Below are 19,576 nucleotides of genomic sequence, written 5' to 3' on the forward strand. Positions count from 1 at the left end.
AATTTCATTTAGACGGACCATTGTATAATTCTTCCGCTATTTCATCTACAGACATCGTCATTTTTTTATCAACATGATAATTTATATTGTTGTCAACTCGTGTTGTAGATGGCTTTATAAATTCAAAATCATTCGGTAGCTCTATTAACAATTCTAATTTTAGATACTGTTTCACGATTATACTCCTATCGTTTTCTATTATCATTGCCAGGTATTAAGCAGCATAAAATAAAAAAACACTCTCGGCTCATAATGCAGCTGAAAGTGTTTTTGTTTTTTCGCCATACTGTCAGCATCCTCTTTCTCATTAGAGAAATCGCAACTAATAATAGCATGAGATTGTTTACTTTTTTAATGTTGCCAATTACGTATAAATGCAGGTAGTGTCGGATGATTCGGATTGCAACGATTTGCTGATGTTAGCTCCAATATTTCATCCATGTCATCATCAGTCACCGAAATAAAAGCAAAAATGTTTTCGTCAATAACGCCCTCCTGTTTCAATTCATACATCGTATCACTCATTACTTCATGAACCATCACTTGATGTTCAACAAATTCTTTATCTTCGGCATACAATATTTTATCTAATAGTTCACGACTCACCTTTTCTAGCATATCCGTTTGATCGTAGTGTAAATATTCATCCTTCAAAAAGCGATAATTTTCTGGGTTGTCCCCATATTCCTTACCAATGTTAATAAGTGATTTTTCTGTCCCCATTGTTAAATAAAGACTGCCACAATCTCCATCTGTCACTAAGACAATCGCATAGATTTGTTCATCCTTTAAGGCACTATACATTGCATTATAAGCCTCTTGCACAGCTTGCTTGATTTTCTGTTTCATGCATACTCTCCTTTCTTAATAATGAATATTAATGGAACATCTATTGTTTCTATACTACTAATAGTAGCAATTAAAATTTTTTATCTTAACTAACATATGTATTTTTTGTTGGATATCAATGGAGACACTGATGAAATGTTCTGCTTGATCCATGTTTTCAGACAGGATTTCACCCATTGTTCTCCCTTTAATATATTCCATTATTATAGCCTGTTTTCCATCTATTTCTGTAACATCCAACACTTTAGGAACATTAAGGTCATGTGAGTAGGCAAGACTTTGCTTATTTGCTTCGTACAATGATTCCGTTACAGGCAAATAGTCGTTTTATACTTTGACAATCTTACCCTCATAAAGATAAATCTTAGCTGTATTTCCTATTGCCATTGGAGTGCCTAAATTCATTGGCTTTCTCTCCTTTTACACTTATTTTAAATATGTTGTCATAAAACTTGTTTCTTAGTCTTCTTACCCTAACCTGCGCATTTAGTTTAATAATACCTCATTTAAAATTTATTTGGATAACTTTTTCCATTTACCATTCTAGCCAATTAGATGGCTACATAAGTAAAACCACCCTTCACACACGGAGTGGTCTTATTTTAGTTCTCTTCTTTATTTTTAAAAAATAAAAACCTTTCAAAAGCAATGAAACTTTTACAGATGGAAAAACGTATAAGTATTGGTAGCAAAACCAATATAAAGGAGAATTAAATTTACAATGAAAAAACCAATCAAAAAAACTTGGATGATTGCTTCTGCACTTACTATAGGAATGGCTGTTCTAACGCCACTTCAAGCAGGAGCTGCATCAGCAGAAAAAACAATTGAAGCATCCGTTCAAAAGGAACAACAAATTAAAGGGACTATTAAAAATATTTTCTTCGATGGAATGAACCTTAAAGGAAAAGATGGTAAAAAATACTTCATCAGTTTCAATAATTTTTCTGCAGAACAACTAGAAAAAATGAACTTAGTTGAAGGACAGGAAATTGCTGTTGAAGGTAGCGTTGTTGAATATTATAATGACTTCGATACATTTGAAGCTTATAAAAAAGACTTGCCTAAAGAAGTAACAAAGGAAGATTTAACAACATTAGAAAAATTGTTTAGTGAAATAAAGAAACTGCAAAAGGAACTAAATGAAGATAAAAAAGCTTCAGATGAAGAGATTGAAAAGAAATTTGAGGAAATGGATAAAATTTATGACGAAATGTATAAAATTAAAAAGCCATATGTATTAGCTAATTGGCAGCCTCAATCATTTGATGAATTTATAGAAGATTACGGATTTAGTGAAAGTAACATAGTTATTAAAGAAAACGATAAAACACAGCTTAAAGCTATTTATGAAGAATTAGTAAAGCTTGAAAAAAGTGGTGATGAAGAAAAGGCTAACAAAAAATATGAAGAATTTTTCAAAATCCTTAAGCCATATGTTGATGAGCTATATCCACCACGAACTTTTGAAGAATCTTTAGAAGGCCTAGAATCAGAAATCCCTGCTGAAACTTTAGCAAAACTAAAAACAATCTTTGAGGACGCTCGAAAAGCAGATAAAGATGAAAATGAAGAGTTGTCTAATAAGCTATGGAATGAATTCTATGAAATCCTTGATCAGTTCTATAAGCCTTCCACTTTTGAGGAATACATGGCTGACTTTGATTTCGAAGTGAGTGAAGCCGATAGCAAGCAATTAAAACAGCTTTATGAAGAAAGCTTAGCACTTAATAAAAAAGAGGAGCTTGAAAAAGCAGAAGAAAAATGGGATGCCTTCTACAAGATTTTAGACCCATATATTAAAGCAAATGAAGAAATTCTTATCTCAGCTTCTAAATTAACGATAAACGGTCAAGAATATTTTCCACAACATTAACCAGTAAAGAATTCGGGGTTGTCTCAATAGTCATTGGAAAATGATTTTTGGTATAACCCCTTTTCTTTTTTCTTATCTCTTTGTATTTCAAAAAGAGCCATCTTCTATCCCCAACCTTGCAAATGTATCTCTATCACCAGCATCATGATCAACCACTGAGTCCATATATTCATCAGAATCATAACTATATTCATGTAAGTAATTTCTTTCATCTGCATAAAACTTTAATGTTTTCAATCAATATTTCTCATTAATTTTACTTCTTTAAATACTTTGAAGTTTTTAAACGAATCCTAAATGCTTCAAAAGTATTTGATTTTTGATTAAACACAAAAAAGACCAGGACTCATTATATAAATAAGCGCCTGGTCATTTGTTTATATGGCTTAAAAGACTCTTCTACTTGTATTTTTAATGCTTGTTGCAACAATTAAATAATTCAATGCTAATTGGGTTTGTTTCATTGCATATATATACAAAGTTAGACAATCATGTTGTGAATAATACACAAAAATTACTCATCAAATTATTTTTATACTGACTTTTTATAAGCTTTGAGTGTTGTCATAAGTTTATGATTTGTTACACTTTCTTGTGAATTAAACGAACCTAAAAACTCCGTTCCCTTCGAGAAAGGAGCCAATAATCCACTTCCTGAAGCACTTTTTAACATTTTAATTTGATTAGAGGATAGTTTTAAACTTTTATTTCCATCAAGAGCCGTGTTTGTTTTCTTTGCATTATTAATTGTGTCTTGTAATTCACGCATATTATGCATCCTCAATGGACCCATTCCCTTCAAAAAAGGAGCCAAAGATTTATTTCTTGAGGCATTTTTGAATACTTCAATTTGCTCTGAGGATAGTTTCGAACCTTTATTTGCATTTTTTAGTGCTTCTTGAATAACCTTAGAATTACTTTTATTGATGTTACCCGTAGTTTGTTCAGAAAAATTGCTGTACCTATATGCTCCTCTATTCATTAAATAGTGCATGCTTGTACTTCTCATAGATATCATAGTATTAATTTCACCGTCCAAATTTTTTATTATATCAACAGCACACTTCCCTTTAAGTGTTAAGTAAATAGTAGAAAAAATGTTCTTTGATATTACTTTCTTAATATCGGGATATATACATAATTTTCAACTAGAATAATATATTTCTATATATGCTATATTTTATATTTTTGCTTTTCGGGTTCATAAATGGTGTATTAATAACAATTTTGCGTTCTTCTTTTACGCCACATACTTCACCAATTAATTCTACTGCTAAATCGAAAACTTCTTCAATTGGCTCATATGTTGCCATAAGATCGTTGTATGCCAGTAATAATGCTTCACCTTTTGCATTAAAATCATCTACTAATAGATTGATTGGCTCTGTATATGCTGCTAAATCATCTAATAATGTTGTTTTTTCTTCTTCGGTTATTTCTAATTTCGCTTTATCGACGCGGGTTTATTAGCTAGGAATTTATATAGCTGTAAATCTTTTTTTAATCCTTCTAATTATAGATTACGTACTTAATGCTTTACAAACTGAAGCGAATCAAGCAACTGTTTTGGTTGATGTTTGGATGCCACCTTCTCGACATGAAATGAATAATCAATCTGTATAAAAAAGCAACTGAGTATCAAGTGAATTATTCTCAATTGCTACAAAAAACATTAAAAAATGTAAGAGTGCATGACCCACACAATTGATGTGGGTTTTACTTTTTTTGTATAATAAAAAGCCACCCCCATTGGATATGACTTGCTATCTATATTTTATTCAGGTGTTGAAGTCTCGATAGTTTCACGATTATTACACATAAGACACTTAGCTTTAAATTCTATACTCGTTGAAAGTCTCTGCAACATACTTAATTCATGAGCCAATTTTTTCGCTTCAAGTAATCCCTCACTTTGTAAATGAGCTACAACCAACTCCATTTTTTCCAGTGATTGTTGCATTATTTGTATGTTTTCTTTGTATTGTGATAATGTTTTTTCGATTTCGTGTACTCCGTCATCAGCTTTTTTATTGTCAAACACTAATCTGTTTCGTCCTCTCTCTATATATGGAATTAGTTAACACTATTATAAGATGATATCCTCCTATTTACAATTTTTTATAAAAAAAGCCATACCTAGTTTAGATGTAACTTGCTATGTATTCTTAGAAAGAATACGAGCTGTTAAAACAATCTGAGTTGAAAAGTATTTTTATCATGTTTTCAAGAGTTACTTTATCTTCGCGTCAACATTTTAGTTCTTGATTGTGCCACTTTCATCATCTCCATTTCATTTAATCATAATCTATTTGGTAGAACATGCCTATAATACAAATCTGACAATAGCAAGGCCACATCTAGTTAGTATGATTATCGTTTTAAGCTAGCGCTATTCCAAATCTTTAACCATCTAAATATTTGACATAAAAAAACATCACTTCGATAATTAACGGGGGAGCTTTAAAAACAGTTATTGTTTTTTTCAAAACGCTTAACAGTTTATTGCAAATCTACAACGCCTTGCTTTCGCCACACAAAACATTTGTGGCTATCTCTTCGTCGCTCCCCCTTCGTTTTTGTGCAGATACATAGCCATAGGACGTGCCATTGGCGTTCTCTGTTGGGTCTCATGTACTTTACTTTCCCTACTCCTGTCTCTACGTTTCGCCCACCCTGTCGTCGCAAATACGATTCGCAGGATTCTACATAGATTTTTAACTTGTATCAAATAATAAATTACCTCCAAGTATAGGGTTTTCACTTTTGACCGTGTCTTTTTTTAATTACACCTATTGGTTAGTCCCTGTTTAACTTGTTAATACTTTTACTTGAAATCGCAATCATCCTTATCTTTAAACTGGAGGTGCCAAGATGAAAACATATGGTAAATTATTTTTACTACTATCAATCTGTTTATTGTTAAGTGGTTGTTGGAGTAAAAGGGAATTAAACGAACTTGCGATTGTCATGGCACTCGGAGTAGATAAAGTAGATGACGAATACGAAATTTCTGTACAAATTGTAAATCCTGCTGAAGTATCTGCAAATAAACCTTCTAGCGGGCGATCACCAGTCGTAACCTACCATGCAAAGGGAAAATCTGTATTTGAAGCAATCAGGAAACTGACTACAGTAACACCTAGAAAAGCTTATTTTGCTCATCTTCGAGTTGTTGTAATAGGAGAAGAATTAGCTACAGAAGGAATAGTCCAAACGATAGATTTATTAGCAAGAGACCCTGAAACTAGGAATGACTATGATATCATCGTTTCTCATCAGTCCACTGCTCATGAAGTATTAAACGTCTTAACTCCCGTAGAAAAAATACCTGCAAATAAAATGGCAAATTCTATCAAAGGGGCAGAAAAAGCTTGGGGTACTACATTATCTATTACTGTAGAAGATCTAGTCACGATTCTTAGTAATAAAGAAAAAAGTTTCGTGCTCTCTGTAATTGAAATACAAGGCGATACACAATTAGGCTTGGATAAAACGAATGTTGAGAGAATTAAAACACCCACGCTATTAAAGTATGAGGGCTTAGCTGTATTTAAAGAAGATAAATTAATGGGTTTTTTAACTGAAGAAGAAAGTAGAGGCTTCAATTTTTTGAAAGATAATATTAAAAGTACAGTTGAACTTATTTCTTGTCCTAAGGGAGGTAAATTGACAACAGAAATAACAAAATCAACAACTAAAATTAAAGGGACATTTGAAAAAGGTGTCCCCAAAATAAATGTGCAAATTGTGGTAGACCAAAATGTTGGAGGAGTTGAATGTTCTATAGATTTAACCAAAAACAAATCACTTAAGTACATTAATAAAAAAACGGCAGAGTTGATAAAAACACGAATTGAAAAAACACTGATGACAATTCAAAAAAATTATCAAGCCGATATTGTAGGATTTGGAGATGTGCTTCATCGCGAAGATCACAGCGCATGGAAAAAAATCAAAGATGATTGGCCAACGATATTTCCTGAACTAGAGATAAAAGTTAAAGTCAAAGTACACACAAGTGGATTAGGCACGATGACAAATTTGAAATTAAAGGAGTAATCTCACCTATTACTGTTATGTAAAAAAACACTAAGTTCACAATGAAGTGAACCTAGTGTTTCGAAATGAATAATATTTACAACAACCAAATGTTATAGATTAATAAATTTACTTTTTTTCTTCTTTCTCCATATGAGGCATTGTTATCAAGGGACAATGCAGTAACTTACCTAAAAAAGTAAGTATATTGAATAGCATATCATGGTTAACATGTGGAAGCTTCATTTTATATTACGTATTATCATTGTGAAACTTGGCAATTAGAAGTAAAATTTAAGTAAGGGTTATTTCAATGAAACTTTATGTCGAATATTTCGTATAAGAAGATAGACATATTTAAAAGCAAGGAGGAAGAAACTATGCTTAGTGTCGGACAGTTTTTATCTAGACATACCGCTAGCTTACTTTTATCGTTATCAACTGTTTCCATCGCAACAATTGCAGCAAATCCAGGATTCTTCCTTGGTGGTTTATTGTTCGCTGGAACTTATGCAACGAGTACAACGTTGCTGAAACATAGCCAAAAAAAGAAAGTCATGCTATTAGCAGATATTTCAAAGGAAGAATACAAACATATCGCATCACAAATTTCAACAGCAAATAAGCATATTCAATCTTTAAGTCAAAATTACTTACGCGTTCGTTCTGTTGCTGCCTTTAAACAATTACTCGAAATGACTCGTATTTCAAAAAACATTGTGAAAATGGTAAAGACGGATCCTCGAAAGTTTTACAATGTGGAACAATTTTTTTACGCGCATCTTCCTTCAGCAGTAGAATTAACCGAGAAATATACCATGCTTTCAAGACAACCTGTAAAGGATAAAGAAATCCAAATTACATTGTCGAAAACACGAGAAACATTAACGGATTTAAATGATACCATTCACATTGACTTAAAGGATGCGCTCTCAAATGATATCGATCATCTGCAAATGGAGATTGAATTCGCTAATCGTTCCACTAGTCGACGGAAAGAACAGTTGGAATGGCGAGGCGATGATAAGTGACAGCAAATAGTGATCGTATTTTTCATTTAGACACATTACATGGTGTATCACCGCTTGTGCAAACTTATTTAGAAGCAACAACTGAGGAGGCGATGGCGACTTATAACACGCTGTCGCCTCTTGCGCAAAGCCGCGCGCTTCTTTATGCTAGTAAAATTAACCTTGCTAATTTCGAATCTGTATTATCTTTAGGCCAAGGTTCACAGCGTGCCCTTTCTCAGTTTGCTGATCGTATGCTTTCACAGGTAAAACAAAAGGACGTCACGAAGATCGGCCAAATGCTTGATTCCTTAATGCAAACGTTAGACCGTGTTGATCCCACTGCTTTAGAACCTAAGAAACAGTCCTTCTTTAAAAAAATGTTTAGCAAAACAGGTCCTACGATTAAGCAAACGTTAACTGAATTTGAGCGCATCAGTATACAGGTAGAGCGAATTGGCGTACAGCTTGAGCGTGCTCAGCTCCAACTCTTTGATGATGTAGATATGCTTGAGCAACTTTATGCGCATAATAATGGGTTTTTTGAGGAATTAGCAACTGCCATTGCAGCAGGGCAAATGAAGAAGAAGCAAGTGATTGAAATGGAATTGCCCGAAAAAGTAGCAAGTGCACAATCGAATAATCAGCCGCTTGTTATCCAGCAGCTTAACGATTTTGCTACAGAAATTGAACGTCTCGATCAACGAATTTATGATTTACAGGTTTCTCAACAAGTAGCCCTACAGACAGCTCCACAAATACGTATGATTCAGCAAGCTAATCAAACACTCGCAGAAAAAATTGAATTTTCAATTGTTACGCTTATCCCGCTCTGGAAAAATCAATTGGCCATGATGTTATCGATGAATATGGACACTCATTATGCACAGCTTGAGGAGCGGTTGGCACGTACAAACGAACGCTTAACTAACGTTACCTTTGAACAACAGGTAACGAGATTTAAAGAAACACAACGTGAGCTTCAATCGGCTATTCAAGATGTCTTTGCACTGCACACGGCAACAGAAAAAGAAAAGCAACAGCTCCAAGATGTAACCGAACTGAAAAGATAGATAGTAGTGTACTGTAATAATCCTAAAAGTGTTACTCGTTATAAACACAACAAGGGGGTGTCTCAAAAATAAATTTGAGACACCCCTTGTTTTTGGCTCAACTAAAATAATCTTTATAGTAGCCGCCAATATTCCCAGTATTGTCGATAATGAAGACGAATTCTTCTGTTTCATTTTTCACTTCATATTCTTTCCCAACTGTTAATACGTTTGAAACTAAGTATTTTGATGCATTTGTATGTTTACAAGTGACTGTGCGTAGTGTTGGCGCATCTTTCCATTTTAAATGTAACATAATCTCTTTACCTCTCTTTACTAGCACTTGGCTAACGTCTATTTTTATTGTGTACAAACAGTGATCAGCGTCTCACTTAAAGCGAAGTATAAGTAGAGACATCTACCTGATAGCTGAAGTACCAGATGTTCAACGAATAATCACTGGAGAACTGATAAATACCCCATCAATTATGTTTCACTTTATTTTATACGATTTTCGTACTTTTGTGGAGAAAAAAACCATAGAAGTTGATATTTTGTCCGTAAAGACAGTTTGCATGTCCTTTCAAACCTGATACAATTCTAACAAGAGGTGTTTGTTCATGAGCTTTGGTAGTATACCGCAATGGTTTTTTATTATTGCAATTGCATTTGTGATTTGCTTTGTTTTATATTCAGAATGGAATTCCAGAAAATAAGTGAGCCTGATTAAACAGACTCACTTCACATTGACGACAAAAGGTATTTGGTATGTCATCATGCCGAATACCTTTTGAAATTTTATCAGAAATAACAGTTGCAAATCGCTCTTACTAACGACAGTCGTACGCTAAGAGCAACTATTGTCTGCCATTTTTGGACTTTGTCATGGCAATTGGGATTGCGTTCATCTTTACTATTTTTCGTCATTCTATCCATTCCCCTAATCATTTATAGACATACACTAGTGGATTGAACGCAGGCGCAAAAGGCCCCGTAGGCGTGTAGCGGCGTGGTGATTGAAGCCATACCCGGGCCCATAGCGAACAGCAACTTGTCCATATAGACGCTTCTATTGTAAAAAAGACTATAAACAAACTCTATTCTTGAGTTTGTTTATAGTCTGATGTGAGCCTAATTTAACAGGCTCGCTTTTCATTTTACCGTGTCCTAAGACGGCACTAGTATATATAGTCACTTTTGCAAAGCAACTGATGAGGCATTTTTTTATTTCAAAGTTCGTTTTAAAAACTCTTTTGTTCGTTCATGCTCTGGATTTACTAACACTTTGGATGGTGAGCCCTCTTCTACAATCACACCTTTATCCATAAATACGACACGATCTGCGACTTCTTTTGCAAACTCCATTTCATGTGTAACAATGAGCATCGTGTTCCCTGCATCAGCTAGTTGACGCATTACTTTTAATACTTCCCCGACCATCTCAGGATCTAGGGCAGACGTTGGTTCATCAAAAAGCATTACTTCGGGATTCATCGACAATGCCCTTGCTATGGCAACACGCTGTTTTTGACCACCAGATAGCTGACGAGGCTTCGCATTAACGTATTGTGCCATACCAACGATTTCAAGGTATTTTAAAGCCGTTTTCTCAGCTTCCTCTTTCGAACGTTTTAACACTTTGATTTGACCAACTGTACAATTTTTTAGAACATCATGATTATTAAACAAGTTAAACTGCTGGAATACCATTCCTAAATGCGTACGATATTCTTGAATATTATGTTTTTCATCTAAAATATTTTCGCCCTTGAAAATTATTTGACCACCACTTGGCATTTCTAATAAATTAATACAGCGCAGTAGTGTTGATTTACCAGATCCTGAAGAACCGATTAAACATACAACCTCTCCTTTTTCAACCTGGAAATTTACATCTTTTAACACTTGGTTACGTCCAAATGATTTACTTAAATGTTCAATTTGAATGACTGCCATTTGTGCGTCCCCCTATACTGTTTCTTTCTGTTCTTTTTGATAGGCATCTGGGCCATCAAGTCTTTTTTCTACATACAATAAAATACGTGATGCTGTAAATGTCATGATAAAGTACAATACACATGCGACGAAGAACGATTCAAAATAACGGAAATTATTGCCGGCAACAGATTTTGTTTGGAAAAATAATTCCGTTACACCAATAACATTTAATACCGCTGTATCTTTAATATTCATAATTAATTGATTACCTGTCGCAGGTAAAATGTTACGGGCCACTTGTGGTAAGACAACATGCATCATAATTTGGAAATGATTCATACCAATCGCAGAAGCTGCTTCATATTGTCCTCTATCAATAGAAACAATACCACCCCGTACGATTTCAGCCATGTATGCACCTGTATTTAGAGAAACTACTAAAATACCAGCTGTAATAAAGTGCATATCAATACCAAATGCAATGTCTAATCCGTAATAGACCACCATAGCTTGTACAATCATTGGTGTACCACGGAAAAATTCAACGTAGCATGTCAATATAAAGTTAAAAAGCTTTAAAATGTAATGCTTTACGCCCTTTTTACGTGTTGGAATGGTATGCATAATCCCAATGAAAAATCCGATGAATGCACCAATAATTGTACTAATCGTTGAAATAAGTAACGTATAATACGCACCCCGTAAAAACATTTGCCAGTTGTTTTCTATAATAGAAATAATCCATTCAAAACTCATGATGCTCCTCCTAACAACTTCTTGTTGCTTGTTCATATCAATTTTGTCTCGGCCTAAAATGTCTTACATTTGAATTGAGCATGCTTCTTTCAAATTATGTGACTTTCACCCAAGACATTACTACTATTCAATGAGGCTTCACCGAATAAAAATCGTCATAGACTGCACGGGCTAAGTTGCCCGTGCAACCACGTTATTGTGCTGCTGGTTGTTGAAGAATTGCATCTTCCATAATCTTTTGTCGATCATCATCTGAAATGCCTTTTAGAATTTCATTGATTTTATCTAAATTAGCATCTTCTTTACGTAAACCAACCGCAATAGACGTATTTGAGATATCTGTATCAAAGCCTTCTTCAAATGACACAAATGCAAAGTTTTCATTTGCAGCTGCAGCTGAGATACCTTCAGGTCGTTCAGCTACATAGCCATCGATTTTACCAGCCTCTAATGCAACACGCATTGCTGAGAAGTTTTCCATTGCTGTCTGTTTGTTAACACCTTTGATTTGATCGATTACGTTGTAGTTAGAAGTGTTTAATTGAGATGTAACTTTAGCACCTGAAAAGTCTTGGATTGATTTGGCATTTTCAAACTTGCTACCTTTTTTAATAACCATAACAAAATCTGATGTGTAGTAATTCTCAGTGAAGTCAATTGTTTGCTTACGTTCCTTTGTAGGAGACATGCCAGCCACAATGGCATCAATTTTATTTGATTGTAATGCTGGCACTAGACCGTCCCATTCAAGTTTCACAATTACTAATTCTTTCCCTAAACCTTCAGCCATTTTTTTCGCCATTTGTACATCGTAACCGCCGGCATACTCTGCATTATCAGCAATTTTCACAGCACCATTTGCATCGCCTTGCTGTGTCCAGTTAAATGGAGGATAGCCTGCCTCCATACCTACACGGAATTCGCCACCTTCTTCGTCCGTACCAACGTCTCCAGTCGTCTTTTCTTTTTTGTCGCCAGCACCACATGCAGCTAATACAATTGCAGTCATTGCAGCGAACATAAATAACAACCATTTTCTTTTCATCCAAAACTCCCCTTTTCTGTAAAAAAATAAAACAACTGTACAAAAAAACGACCTAAGTTCAGAACTTAGGTCGTACCTTTTATTAACAGTTGCCCAAATCCTCACTATAATTTCCATGTTTCCGAGATAGCACAACCTAGTAAACTGGAATTATATTTACTAGGACAGTCCTGCACTTATTCACTGCAGACCCAGCATAAAAGTACGAGCTCCTTTTATGCTTCGGCGACATTTCCTTCTTCATTGCGTCCTCGCTTGCTTAAACTCAACAATGAACTAATAAATATCGCGCCTCTACCTCACAATAGAACGTGAGGTTTATTTATTTAATTGATATTTAGATACTACTATAAAAATAGTCTATACGTCAAGCGAATTTTATCATTTTTCAGACTAATGATTTAATTCTAAATATGGGTTTTTAGTAATTTTCTATTAAAAAATCCCGTTTTTTCCAAAATAAATACCACATATTTACTGATACGAAAAAACTCCTCCAAAGCTTTGGAGGAGTTTACTACTTTTCTTAAGAATTTAACAATAAATCTTCTGGATTTTCAAGTAATTCTTTAACAGTTTTAAGGAAGCCTACAGAATCTTTACCATCAATAATACGGTGGTCATAAGATAATGCTAGGTACATCATTGGACGGATTGCAACTTCGCCATCAACTTCAACTGGGCGTTTTTTAATCGTATGCATGCCAAGGATAGCTGCTTGTGTACCGTTCATAATTGGTGTAGACATTAATGAGCCGAATACACCACCGTTAGTGATTGTGAATGAACCACCAGATAGGTCACTTAAGCCTAATTTTTTGTCGCGTGCTTTTTTCGCTAAGTCTGCAATTGAATCTTCAATTTCAGCAAAGTTTTTACGGTCAGCATCGCGTACAACTGGTACTACTAAACCTTCTTCAGTTGATACAGCTACACCGATATCGTAGAAGTTGTTTAAGTGAATTTCATCACCAACAATTTGTGCGTTGACATATGGGTATTTTTTAAGAGCTGCCACTACAGCTTTTGTAAAGAATGACATGAATCCAAGTTTAGAGCCTGTTGATTCAAAGAATTGGTCTTTTTTACGAGAACGTAATGCCATAACGTTCGTCATGTCTACTTCGTTAAATGTTGTTAACATAGCAGTTGATTGCTTAACTTCAAGTAAACGTTTTGCAATTGTTTGACGACGACGGCTCATTTTTTCAACTGTCACTCGTGATTCGTCAACAGCCGCTACTGCTTTAGGTGCTGCTGGAGATGCTTGTGGTGTTGCCACTGGTGCTGTACCATGAGCTGCAACATCTTGTACACGTACACGCCCTTGTGGATCTACTGGAGATACAGCAGCAAGGTCAATGCCTTTTTCACGCGCAAGTTTACGAGCTGCTGGAGATGCGATTACACGCTCACCAGAAGTTTCTTCTACAACTGGAGCTGCTGCTACCGGAGCAGGAGCTGCTTGTGGTGCTGCAGGTGTCACTGCTGCTACTGGAGCTGCTGGAGTAGGAGCTGCACCTTCGCCAGCTTCTACAACTGCAATAACTTGACCTACAAGAACAGTATCGCCTTCTTCAGCTAAAATTTGTGTTAACACACCCGCTTCTTCTGAAATGATTTCAGCGTTTACTTTATCTGTTTCAAGTTCAACGATGAATTCACCTTTTTCAATGCGGTCGCCCACTTTTTTTACCCACTGTGCGATACTACCTTCTGTAATCGATTCTGCTAATTCAGGGACTTTAATTTCAGCCACTTTCATTTCCTCCTTTGATTAACGTGCATAATGCACATAAAAGGGCTACCGCCTAAGGCAAATAGCCCCGTTTTCAGTGATCATTATCTGTTTATTTTACTTTTACTGATTCAGCAACCGCTTCATCAATAATTGCTGCCTGAGCTGCTTTATGAGAATCTGCATCGCCTTCTGAAGTCGAGCTCATTGCAGGACGCCCTACATAACGAAGCTTTTTACCTTCAGAAAGTTCATATAATGTTTCTAATGCGTAATTCCAAGCACCTTGATTTTTAGGCTCTTCTTGTACCCAAGCAATCTCTTTTACATTTGGATACTTAGCTATAATATCAGCTACTTGCGCTGTTGGGAATGGGTAAAGTTGTTCTACACGCACAATGTGTACGTGATCGAAGCTTTCTCCATCTTTTACGCGGTCTGCTAAATCGATCATTACTTTACCAGTACCCAATACAATACGTTCTACAGATTTAGTTTTATTACCTAAACCAGGTTGCTCAATTACTTCTTGGAATGAGCCATTTGCTAATTGTTCAGCATTCGCTGCTGCTAATGGGTGACGCAGTAATGATTTTGGCGATACGACTACAAGTGGACGTACTCCTTCTGTTTCAAGCATTGCTGCTTGACGGCGTAATAAGTGGTAGTAGTTACCTGCATTCGAGCAGTTTGCTACAAACCAGTTATTTTCAGCTGACATTTGTAAGTAACGTTCCACACGACTTGAAGAGTGTTCAGGACCTTGCCCTTCATAGCCGTGAGGTAAAAGAATAACGAAACCAGATTTTTGACCCCATTTAGAGCGTGCCCCTGAAATGAAGTTGTCAAACATTACTTGCGCCATGTTCGCAAAGTCACCAAATTGTGCTTCCCAAACTGATAATACATTCCCTTTTTCTAAGTTGTAACCATATTCAAATCCTACTACCCCAGCTTCAGTAAGCGGTGAGTTGTGCACTGTAAATGATGCACTTGCCCCTGAAATATGGTGAAGTGGTGTGAATACATTACCGTTGTTTTTGTCATGTAGCACTAAGTGACGTTGTGAGAACGTACCACGTTGTGCGTCTTGCCCAGTAAAACGAACAGGTGTGCCATCTTGAATAATTGTAGCATATGCTAAAGTTTCAGCATGGCCCCAGTCGATTTTTGCAGATGCAAAAGCATCACGACGTTTATCTAAAATTTTACCAAGTTTATTTTGTGGTTGGAAGTCTTGCTCAAATACTAAAAGCTCTTCGTTAATTTTATCTAATCGATCAGCACCTACAGCTGTTTCGATTTGAGGGAATGCTACTTTTAATTCTTCCGGCATTTCTAAATGTGTATGCTCATCTTTATCTGCCATTTCTTTCACATGGTCATAAGCGGCTTGCATTTCTGCATAGATAGCTGAATCAAGTGCAGTTACGTCATCATTAGAAACAACGCCTTCAGCAACTAATTGAGTACCATATAAAGCACGTACAGTTTCATGTTTAGATACTAGTTTATATACTTCTGGGTTCGTTACTGTTGGATCATCCGTTTCATTATGTCCATGACGACGGTAACCAATCAAATCGACGATAATATCTTTCCCAAATTTTTGACGGTAGCTAGCCGCAAAACGTCCTACTTGTACAACCGCTTCCGGCACATCTGCGTTAACGTGCACAACAGGTACTTCGTAACCTTTTGCTGGGTCAGAAGAATAGACAGACGAACGAGAGTCATGTAACTCCGTAGTGAATCCGATCATATTGTTGGCAATGATATGAATTGTTCCGCCAGTTGAGAAACCTTCTGTTTTCGCATAGTTTAACACCTCTGTAACAATCCCTTGACCTGGGAATGCAGCATCACCATGCACAAGGATTCCTAATCCTTTTCCTGGGTTATGAACAGCTTGCCCTGGTTTAGAAGTGTCATCTTGAGTTGCACGTGTAGAACCTAAAACAACTGGGTTTCCAACTTCTAAGTGAGATGGGTTATAAGCAAGTTTTACATTCATACCAGACTCACGATTATATGAAGCACCCATATGGTATTTCACGTCGCCAGTCCAACCTTTTGTAATTTCAAGACGACCATGTTCTGGTAAAAATAATTCATTTGAAACGTGCGCAAAGTCAGAGAACATCATATCATATGGTTTATTTAAAATATGTGTAAGTACATTTAAACGACCACGGTGCGCCATACCAATACGCACATTCTCGACGTTGCTTGTTTCTGCTGTTTTTAAAATTTCATCGAAAAGGATAATTTGTGTATCAAGACCTTCACCTGAGAAACGTTTTTGACCAACGAATGTTTTATGAATAAATTTCTCAAAGTTTTCAACGCGTGTTAAACGGTCTAATAACGCTTTTTTCTCATCAGAAGCTAATGTTTGTTTTAAAGAACCAGATTCAATTTGTGCTTGAATCCACTCACGTTCTTCTGTAGCCATTACGTGACCGTATTCAAATGCTACTTTATCTGTATAAACAGATTTTAAGTAATCGATAGCATCCTTACCATTTTTCACGCCTGCTGGCACATCTTTGAAGAAGACAGCAGCAGGAATTTCAGCTAAATCCGCTGAGCTTAAGTTGAACGCGCTTTCTTCAATTTGAGCTGTTTGAAGTGCTCGGTTTTTTAGTGGATAGATATCTGCTGCCAAATGACCGTGTGCACGAATTGTATCTGCTAATTTAACAGCTGCTAATACTTTTTTGTAGTCGCTTGCAGGAGCGGCTGAGTTACCTACTACAGCTCCTTCACCCTCTGCTACTACTGGTGCACCAAATTGTTGGAATAATGATACTAACTCCGGTTCTACTTCTTCAGGAGACTGTAAGAATAAGTCGTATTGCTCCATCACATATCCTAGGTTAGGACCAGAGAAAGCTGACCATGGAGAACTTACAGTTGTAACGTTGTTCGACATGAAAAATGACCTCCAAATTTTGCCTATCGGCAGTTCCATTAATTAAATTACAATTAATTATATAATATTTCTTCGCTCATTAAAAGGATGTTTGACACTACTTATCCATAATTTAATGAACGTTTTTTCCATCTCAATCTTACTACTCTTCACAGAAAATACAACTCTTTTCAGCAAATTAAGCAATTTTTTTCCCAAAGAATAGAATTATGAAATAAAGCGTGTACTTTTCTTAATATTTCAGCGGTATTTTCACAAAGAAAACGGTTCCAACATTCTTCTCGCTCTTGACTTCTATAGAGGCGTTATATTTTTCAAGTAACAATTTTGAAATACTTAAACCTAAGCCAGTACCGCCAATTTGACGATTTCTTGCCTCATCAATACGATAAAAACGATCAAAGATAAATGGAAGGTTTTCTTCCTCTATACCAATCCCATTGTCTGCTATTTGCAAATGCGCTTCTTTGTCATCTGCGGAAATCGAAATATTGACCTCAGGAATTTTTTCACAATAACGAATTGCATTCTCTATTATATTACGAACAATTTGACTAAGTGCATTTTCAGTTATAAATAAACGACCGATTTCACCATTATTCGACAGCGTTATTCGAGCTTGTGGATGTAACAGTTCTATTTCTGAAATGACTCCTTGTAAAACTTCGATTGCATCCGCCTCACTCATGTCGTCCTTTTCCTCACGTCGCGCAAGCTGTAATAGTTCTTCTATCATCTTACGCATGCGTGCAATTTCCGTTAGTGAGGTATCGATGGATTCTGCTAAAATTACTGGATCATCCTTGCCCCATCTTTTCAACAGGGATAGATGCCCTTCAATTGCTTGAATAGGCGTACGTAATTCGTGTGAAGCATCTGCGACAAATTGTTGCTGCTGTGTAAATGAAATTTGTAGTTCATTCATCATCGCATTGTACATTTTTAATAGATCACCAATTTCATCATGTGATGTATACGACAGTTGTATAGGTTCGTTAAACCCATTATCCATCACCATATTCATAGATGAGCGTAGTGCATGAAGTGGTTTCATTAAATGATTCGCTAGATAAAAACCGATTGAACCAGATAATAGCAGCGCCCCAACACCCGCAATAAGCATTGCTGTCAGCAAGTATTGCATAAGTGATTCAAAGCCCGTTAGCGGGTGAATGACTTGAATATAGCCTTGAAAAAAACCAAGGCGAACGGGTTCATTGGCAACAAAGACATCTTTTTTATCAACCGTCATTTGTATAATTTCTTGCATTGGTGTGAGCGGTGCTTTTTGAGAAGTACCATTAATTCGCAAAATCTCAATTCCATCTATATTAAATAGTCTTACGGATTGATTGCGATCCGCAATTGAGTTTAGTAGCCCCGTGTTTTGCTGAATTTGCTGAATCGAAATATTAGGACCCTGTGACTCTAAAAAAGACACTAAGTCATCGCTTGTCCGCCTTACTTTACTTTCTTCATCATTTAATAACCATGTATGAAGTGATACATACACCACAATACAAATAATGGCATAGCTAAAAAAAATGACGGCACTAGAAGTGAACATCCATTTTCTTTGTAATGATTGGTTGAGAAAGTATTCTTTTAATTTCATCATTCACGCATCACATACCCTACTCCTCGGACCGTTTCGATATAGGCATTCATATCACCCGGCAGTTTTGTCCGTAAATGGCGGATATATACATCAACCACATTCGTCTCAATGTCTGTATCATAACCCCACACAGAAGTTAAAATCAGTTCACGTGTACAAACTTTGTTTTTATGTTCTATTAATAGCTTTAGCAAATCATATTCGGTTTTTGTTAAGTCAAGCTTTTCACCTTGTACAAAGACCTCATAAGCCGCAATGTCAATGGCAATATCACGGAAATCTAATGTTCCACCTGTTTTTTCTTCTGGTGTAACACGTCGCAAAATTGTACGAATTCTTGCAAGTAGTTCTTCAATGGCAAATGGCTTGACAATGTAATCATCTGCGCCTGCATCTAAGCCAGCTACTCGATCCATTACAGCATCTCGTGCAGTTAGTAAAATAATCGGCACTGCGGATTGAGTGCGTACACGGCGGCAAATTTCAATTCCATTTAAACCTGGAAGCATAACATCTAGTAATATCACATCAAAATCCTCTGACGAAGCAAGTGCCAATCCTTCACGACCTTCAAAAGCGACCGTAACTATGTAACCCTCATGCTGTAATTCTAATTCAACAAAACGCGCAATATGTTTCTCATCTTCTACTAATAATATCTTTTTAGGCATGTCATCACCTTCTATTTCAAAATAACTGCTACAATTATGACCTCTGCTAT

18 protein-coding genes, 1 pseudogene and 1 riboswitch are annotated in these 19,576 nt (G+C 36.0%); of the genes and pseudogenes, 4 read left to right on the forward strand and 15 right to left on the reverse strand.

Features of this window, described 5'->3' with window-relative positions:
- Positions 1–4: 4 nt before the first annotated feature.
- From ACOMCU_RS18980 to ACOMCU_RS18990, 3 genes and pseudogenes are all read right to left on the reverse strand, one after another.
- Positions 5–175 carry a hypothetical protein gene (locus ACOMCU_RS18980; RefSeq protein WP_421051059.1) on the reverse strand — a complete coding sequence of 57 codons (171 nt, stop codon included), beginning with the start codon at positions 173–175 and terminating at the stop codon, positions 5–7.
- Positions 176–351: 176 nt separating this feature from the next.
- Positions 352–849, reverse strand: a complete 498-nt coding sequence (locus tag ACOMCU_RS18985; protein WP_421051060.1) for a DUF4303 domain-containing protein — start codon at positions 847–849, stop codon at positions 352–354.
- Positions 850–939: 90 nt separating this feature from the next.
- Positions 940–1,254 (reverse strand): annotated as a pseudogene (locus tag ACOMCU_RS18990) (aminoglycoside phosphotransferase family protein); the annotation flags it as partial.
- A 316-nt stretch (positions 1,255–1,570) separates the two neighbouring features.
- Here ACOMCU_RS18990 and ACOMCU_RS18995 point away from each other — a divergent pair.
- Positions 1,571–2,725, forward strand: coding sequence for a hypothetical protein (locus ACOMCU_RS18995; RefSeq protein ID WP_010859261.1), 1,155 nt, complete (start codon positions 1,571–1,573; stop codon positions 2,723–2,725).
- 87 nt (positions 2,726–2,812) lie between these two features.
- Here ACOMCU_RS18995 and ACOMCU_RS19000 read toward each other — a convergent pair whose 3' ends face one another.
- From ACOMCU_RS19000 to ACOMCU_RS19015, 4 genes are all read right to left on the reverse strand, one after another.
- The gene (locus ACOMCU_RS19000; RefSeq protein ID WP_155242412.1) at positions 2,813–2,962 is read right to left on the reverse strand and encodes a hypothetical protein; all 150 of its coding nucleotides are present in this window, start codon (positions 2,960–2,962) and stop codon (positions 2,813–2,815) included.
- A 295-nt stretch (positions 2,963–3,257) separates the two neighbouring features.
- The gene (locus ACOMCU_RS19005) at positions 3,258–3,707 is read right to left on the reverse strand and encodes a hypothetical protein (RefSeq protein WP_196228883.1); all 450 of its coding nucleotides are present in this window, start codon (positions 3,705–3,707) and stop codon (positions 3,258–3,260) included.
- A gap of 166 nt (positions 3,708–3,873) precedes the next feature.
- Complete coding sequence (locus ACOMCU_RS19010) at positions 3,874–4,038, reverse strand: hypothetical protein (protein WP_155242410.1); 165 nt, start codon at positions 4,036–4,038, stop codon at positions 3,874–3,876.
- A gap of 461 nt (positions 4,039–4,499) precedes the next feature.
- The gene (locus ACOMCU_RS19015; protein WP_010859259.1) at positions 4,500–4,766 is read right to left on the reverse strand and encodes a hypothetical protein; all 267 of its coding nucleotides are present in this window, start codon (positions 4,764–4,766) and stop codon (positions 4,500–4,502) included.
- An 830-nt stretch (positions 4,767–5,596) separates the two neighbouring features.
- On the opposite strand from ACOMCU_RS19015, the gene ACOMCU_RS19020 reads away from it, so the two are divergent.
- The 3 genes from ACOMCU_RS19020 to ACOMCU_RS19030 all read left to right on the forward strand — a co-directional run bounded on the left by ACOMCU_RS19020 (position 5,597) and on the right by ACOMCU_RS19030 (position 8,846).
- A complete protein-coding gene (locus tag ACOMCU_RS19020) occupies positions 5,597–6,784 on the forward strand; it encodes a Ger(x)C family spore germination protein (protein WP_010859258.1) in 1,188 nt (395 codons plus the stop codon).
- A gap of 359 nt (positions 6,785–7,143) precedes the next feature.
- Positions 7,144–7,794: a 5-bromo-4-chloroindolyl phosphate hydrolysis family protein gene (locus ACOMCU_RS19025; RefSeq protein ID WP_010859257.1), complete on the forward strand. Its 651-nt coding sequence runs from the start codon at positions 7,144–7,146 to the stop codon at positions 7,792–7,794.
- Entirely contained in the window at positions 7,791–8,846 is a 1,056-nt protein-coding gene (locus ACOMCU_RS19030) for a toxic anion resistance protein (RefSeq protein WP_421051061.1), read from the forward strand. The genes ACOMCU_RS19025 and ACOMCU_RS19030 overlap by 4 nt, the downstream gene beginning before the upstream one ends.
- Positions 8,847–8,943: 97 nt before the next feature.
- Here ACOMCU_RS19030 and ACOMCU_RS19035 read toward each other — a convergent pair whose 3' ends face one another.
- The 8 genes from ACOMCU_RS19035 to ACOMCU_RS19070 all read right to left on the reverse strand — a co-directional run bounded on the left by ACOMCU_RS19035 (position 8,944) and on the right by ACOMCU_RS19070 (position 19,526).
- Positions 8,944–9,141 carry a DUF6501 family protein gene (locus ACOMCU_RS19035; protein WP_010859255.1) on the reverse strand — a complete coding sequence of 66 codons (198 nt, stop codon included), beginning with the start codon at positions 9,139–9,141 and terminating at the stop codon, positions 8,944–8,946.
- A gap of 908 nt (positions 9,142–10,049) precedes the next feature.
- Positions 10,050–10,781 (reverse strand): amino acid ABC transporter ATP-binding protein, encoded by a 732-nt coding sequence (locus ACOMCU_RS19040; RefSeq protein ID WP_010859254.1) that lies wholly within the window; start codon positions 10,779–10,781, stop codon positions 10,050–10,052.
- A 12-nt stretch (positions 10,782–10,793) separates the two neighbouring features.
- Complete coding sequence (locus ACOMCU_RS19045; RefSeq protein ID WP_010859253.1) at positions 10,794–11,519, reverse strand: amino acid ABC transporter permease; 726 nt, start codon at positions 11,517–11,519, stop codon at positions 10,794–10,796.
- Between the two features lie 193 nt (positions 11,520–11,712).
- Entirely contained in the window at positions 11,713–12,564 is an 852-nt protein-coding gene (locus tag ACOMCU_RS19050; protein WP_010859252.1) for a transporter substrate-binding domain-containing protein, read from the reverse strand.
- A gap of 119 nt (positions 12,565–12,683) precedes the next feature.
- A riboswitch (Lysine riboswitch) is annotated at positions 12,684–12,869 on the reverse strand.
- Between the two features lie 221 nt (positions 12,870–13,090).
- On the reverse strand, positions 13,091–14,323 hold the full coding sequence (odhB, locus tag ACOMCU_RS19055) for a 2-oxoglutarate dehydrogenase complex dihydrolipoyllysine-residue succinyltransferase (RefSeq protein WP_421051062.1): 1,233 nt from the start codon (positions 14,321–14,323) through the stop codon (positions 13,091–13,093).
- A 91-nt stretch (positions 14,324–14,414) separates the two neighbouring features.
- Entirely contained in the window at positions 14,415–17,237 is a 2,823-nt protein-coding gene (locus ACOMCU_RS19060; protein WP_421051064.1) for a 2-oxoglutarate dehydrogenase E1 component, read from the reverse strand.
- 232 nt (positions 17,238–17,469) lie between these two features.
- Positions 17,470–18,855 (reverse strand): HAMP domain-containing sensor histidine kinase, encoded by a 1,386-nt coding sequence (locus ACOMCU_RS19065; protein ID WP_421051066.1) that lies wholly within the window; start codon positions 18,853–18,855, stop codon positions 17,470–17,472.
- Positions 18,852–19,526 (reverse strand): response regulator transcription factor, encoded by a 675-nt coding sequence (locus ACOMCU_RS19070; RefSeq protein ID WP_010859248.1) that lies wholly within the window; start codon positions 19,524–19,526, stop codon positions 18,852–18,854. The genes ACOMCU_RS19065 and ACOMCU_RS19070 overlap by 4 nt, the downstream gene beginning before the upstream one ends.
- Between the last annotated feature and the right edge of the window lie 50 nt (positions 19,527–19,576).

The sequence above is a fragment of the Lysinibacillus sp. UGB7 genome (assembly GCF_049058285.1).
GTDB classification, from domain to species: Bacteria; Bacillota; Bacilli; order Bacillales_A; family Planococcaceae; genus Lysinibacillus; species Lysinibacillus sphaericus_B.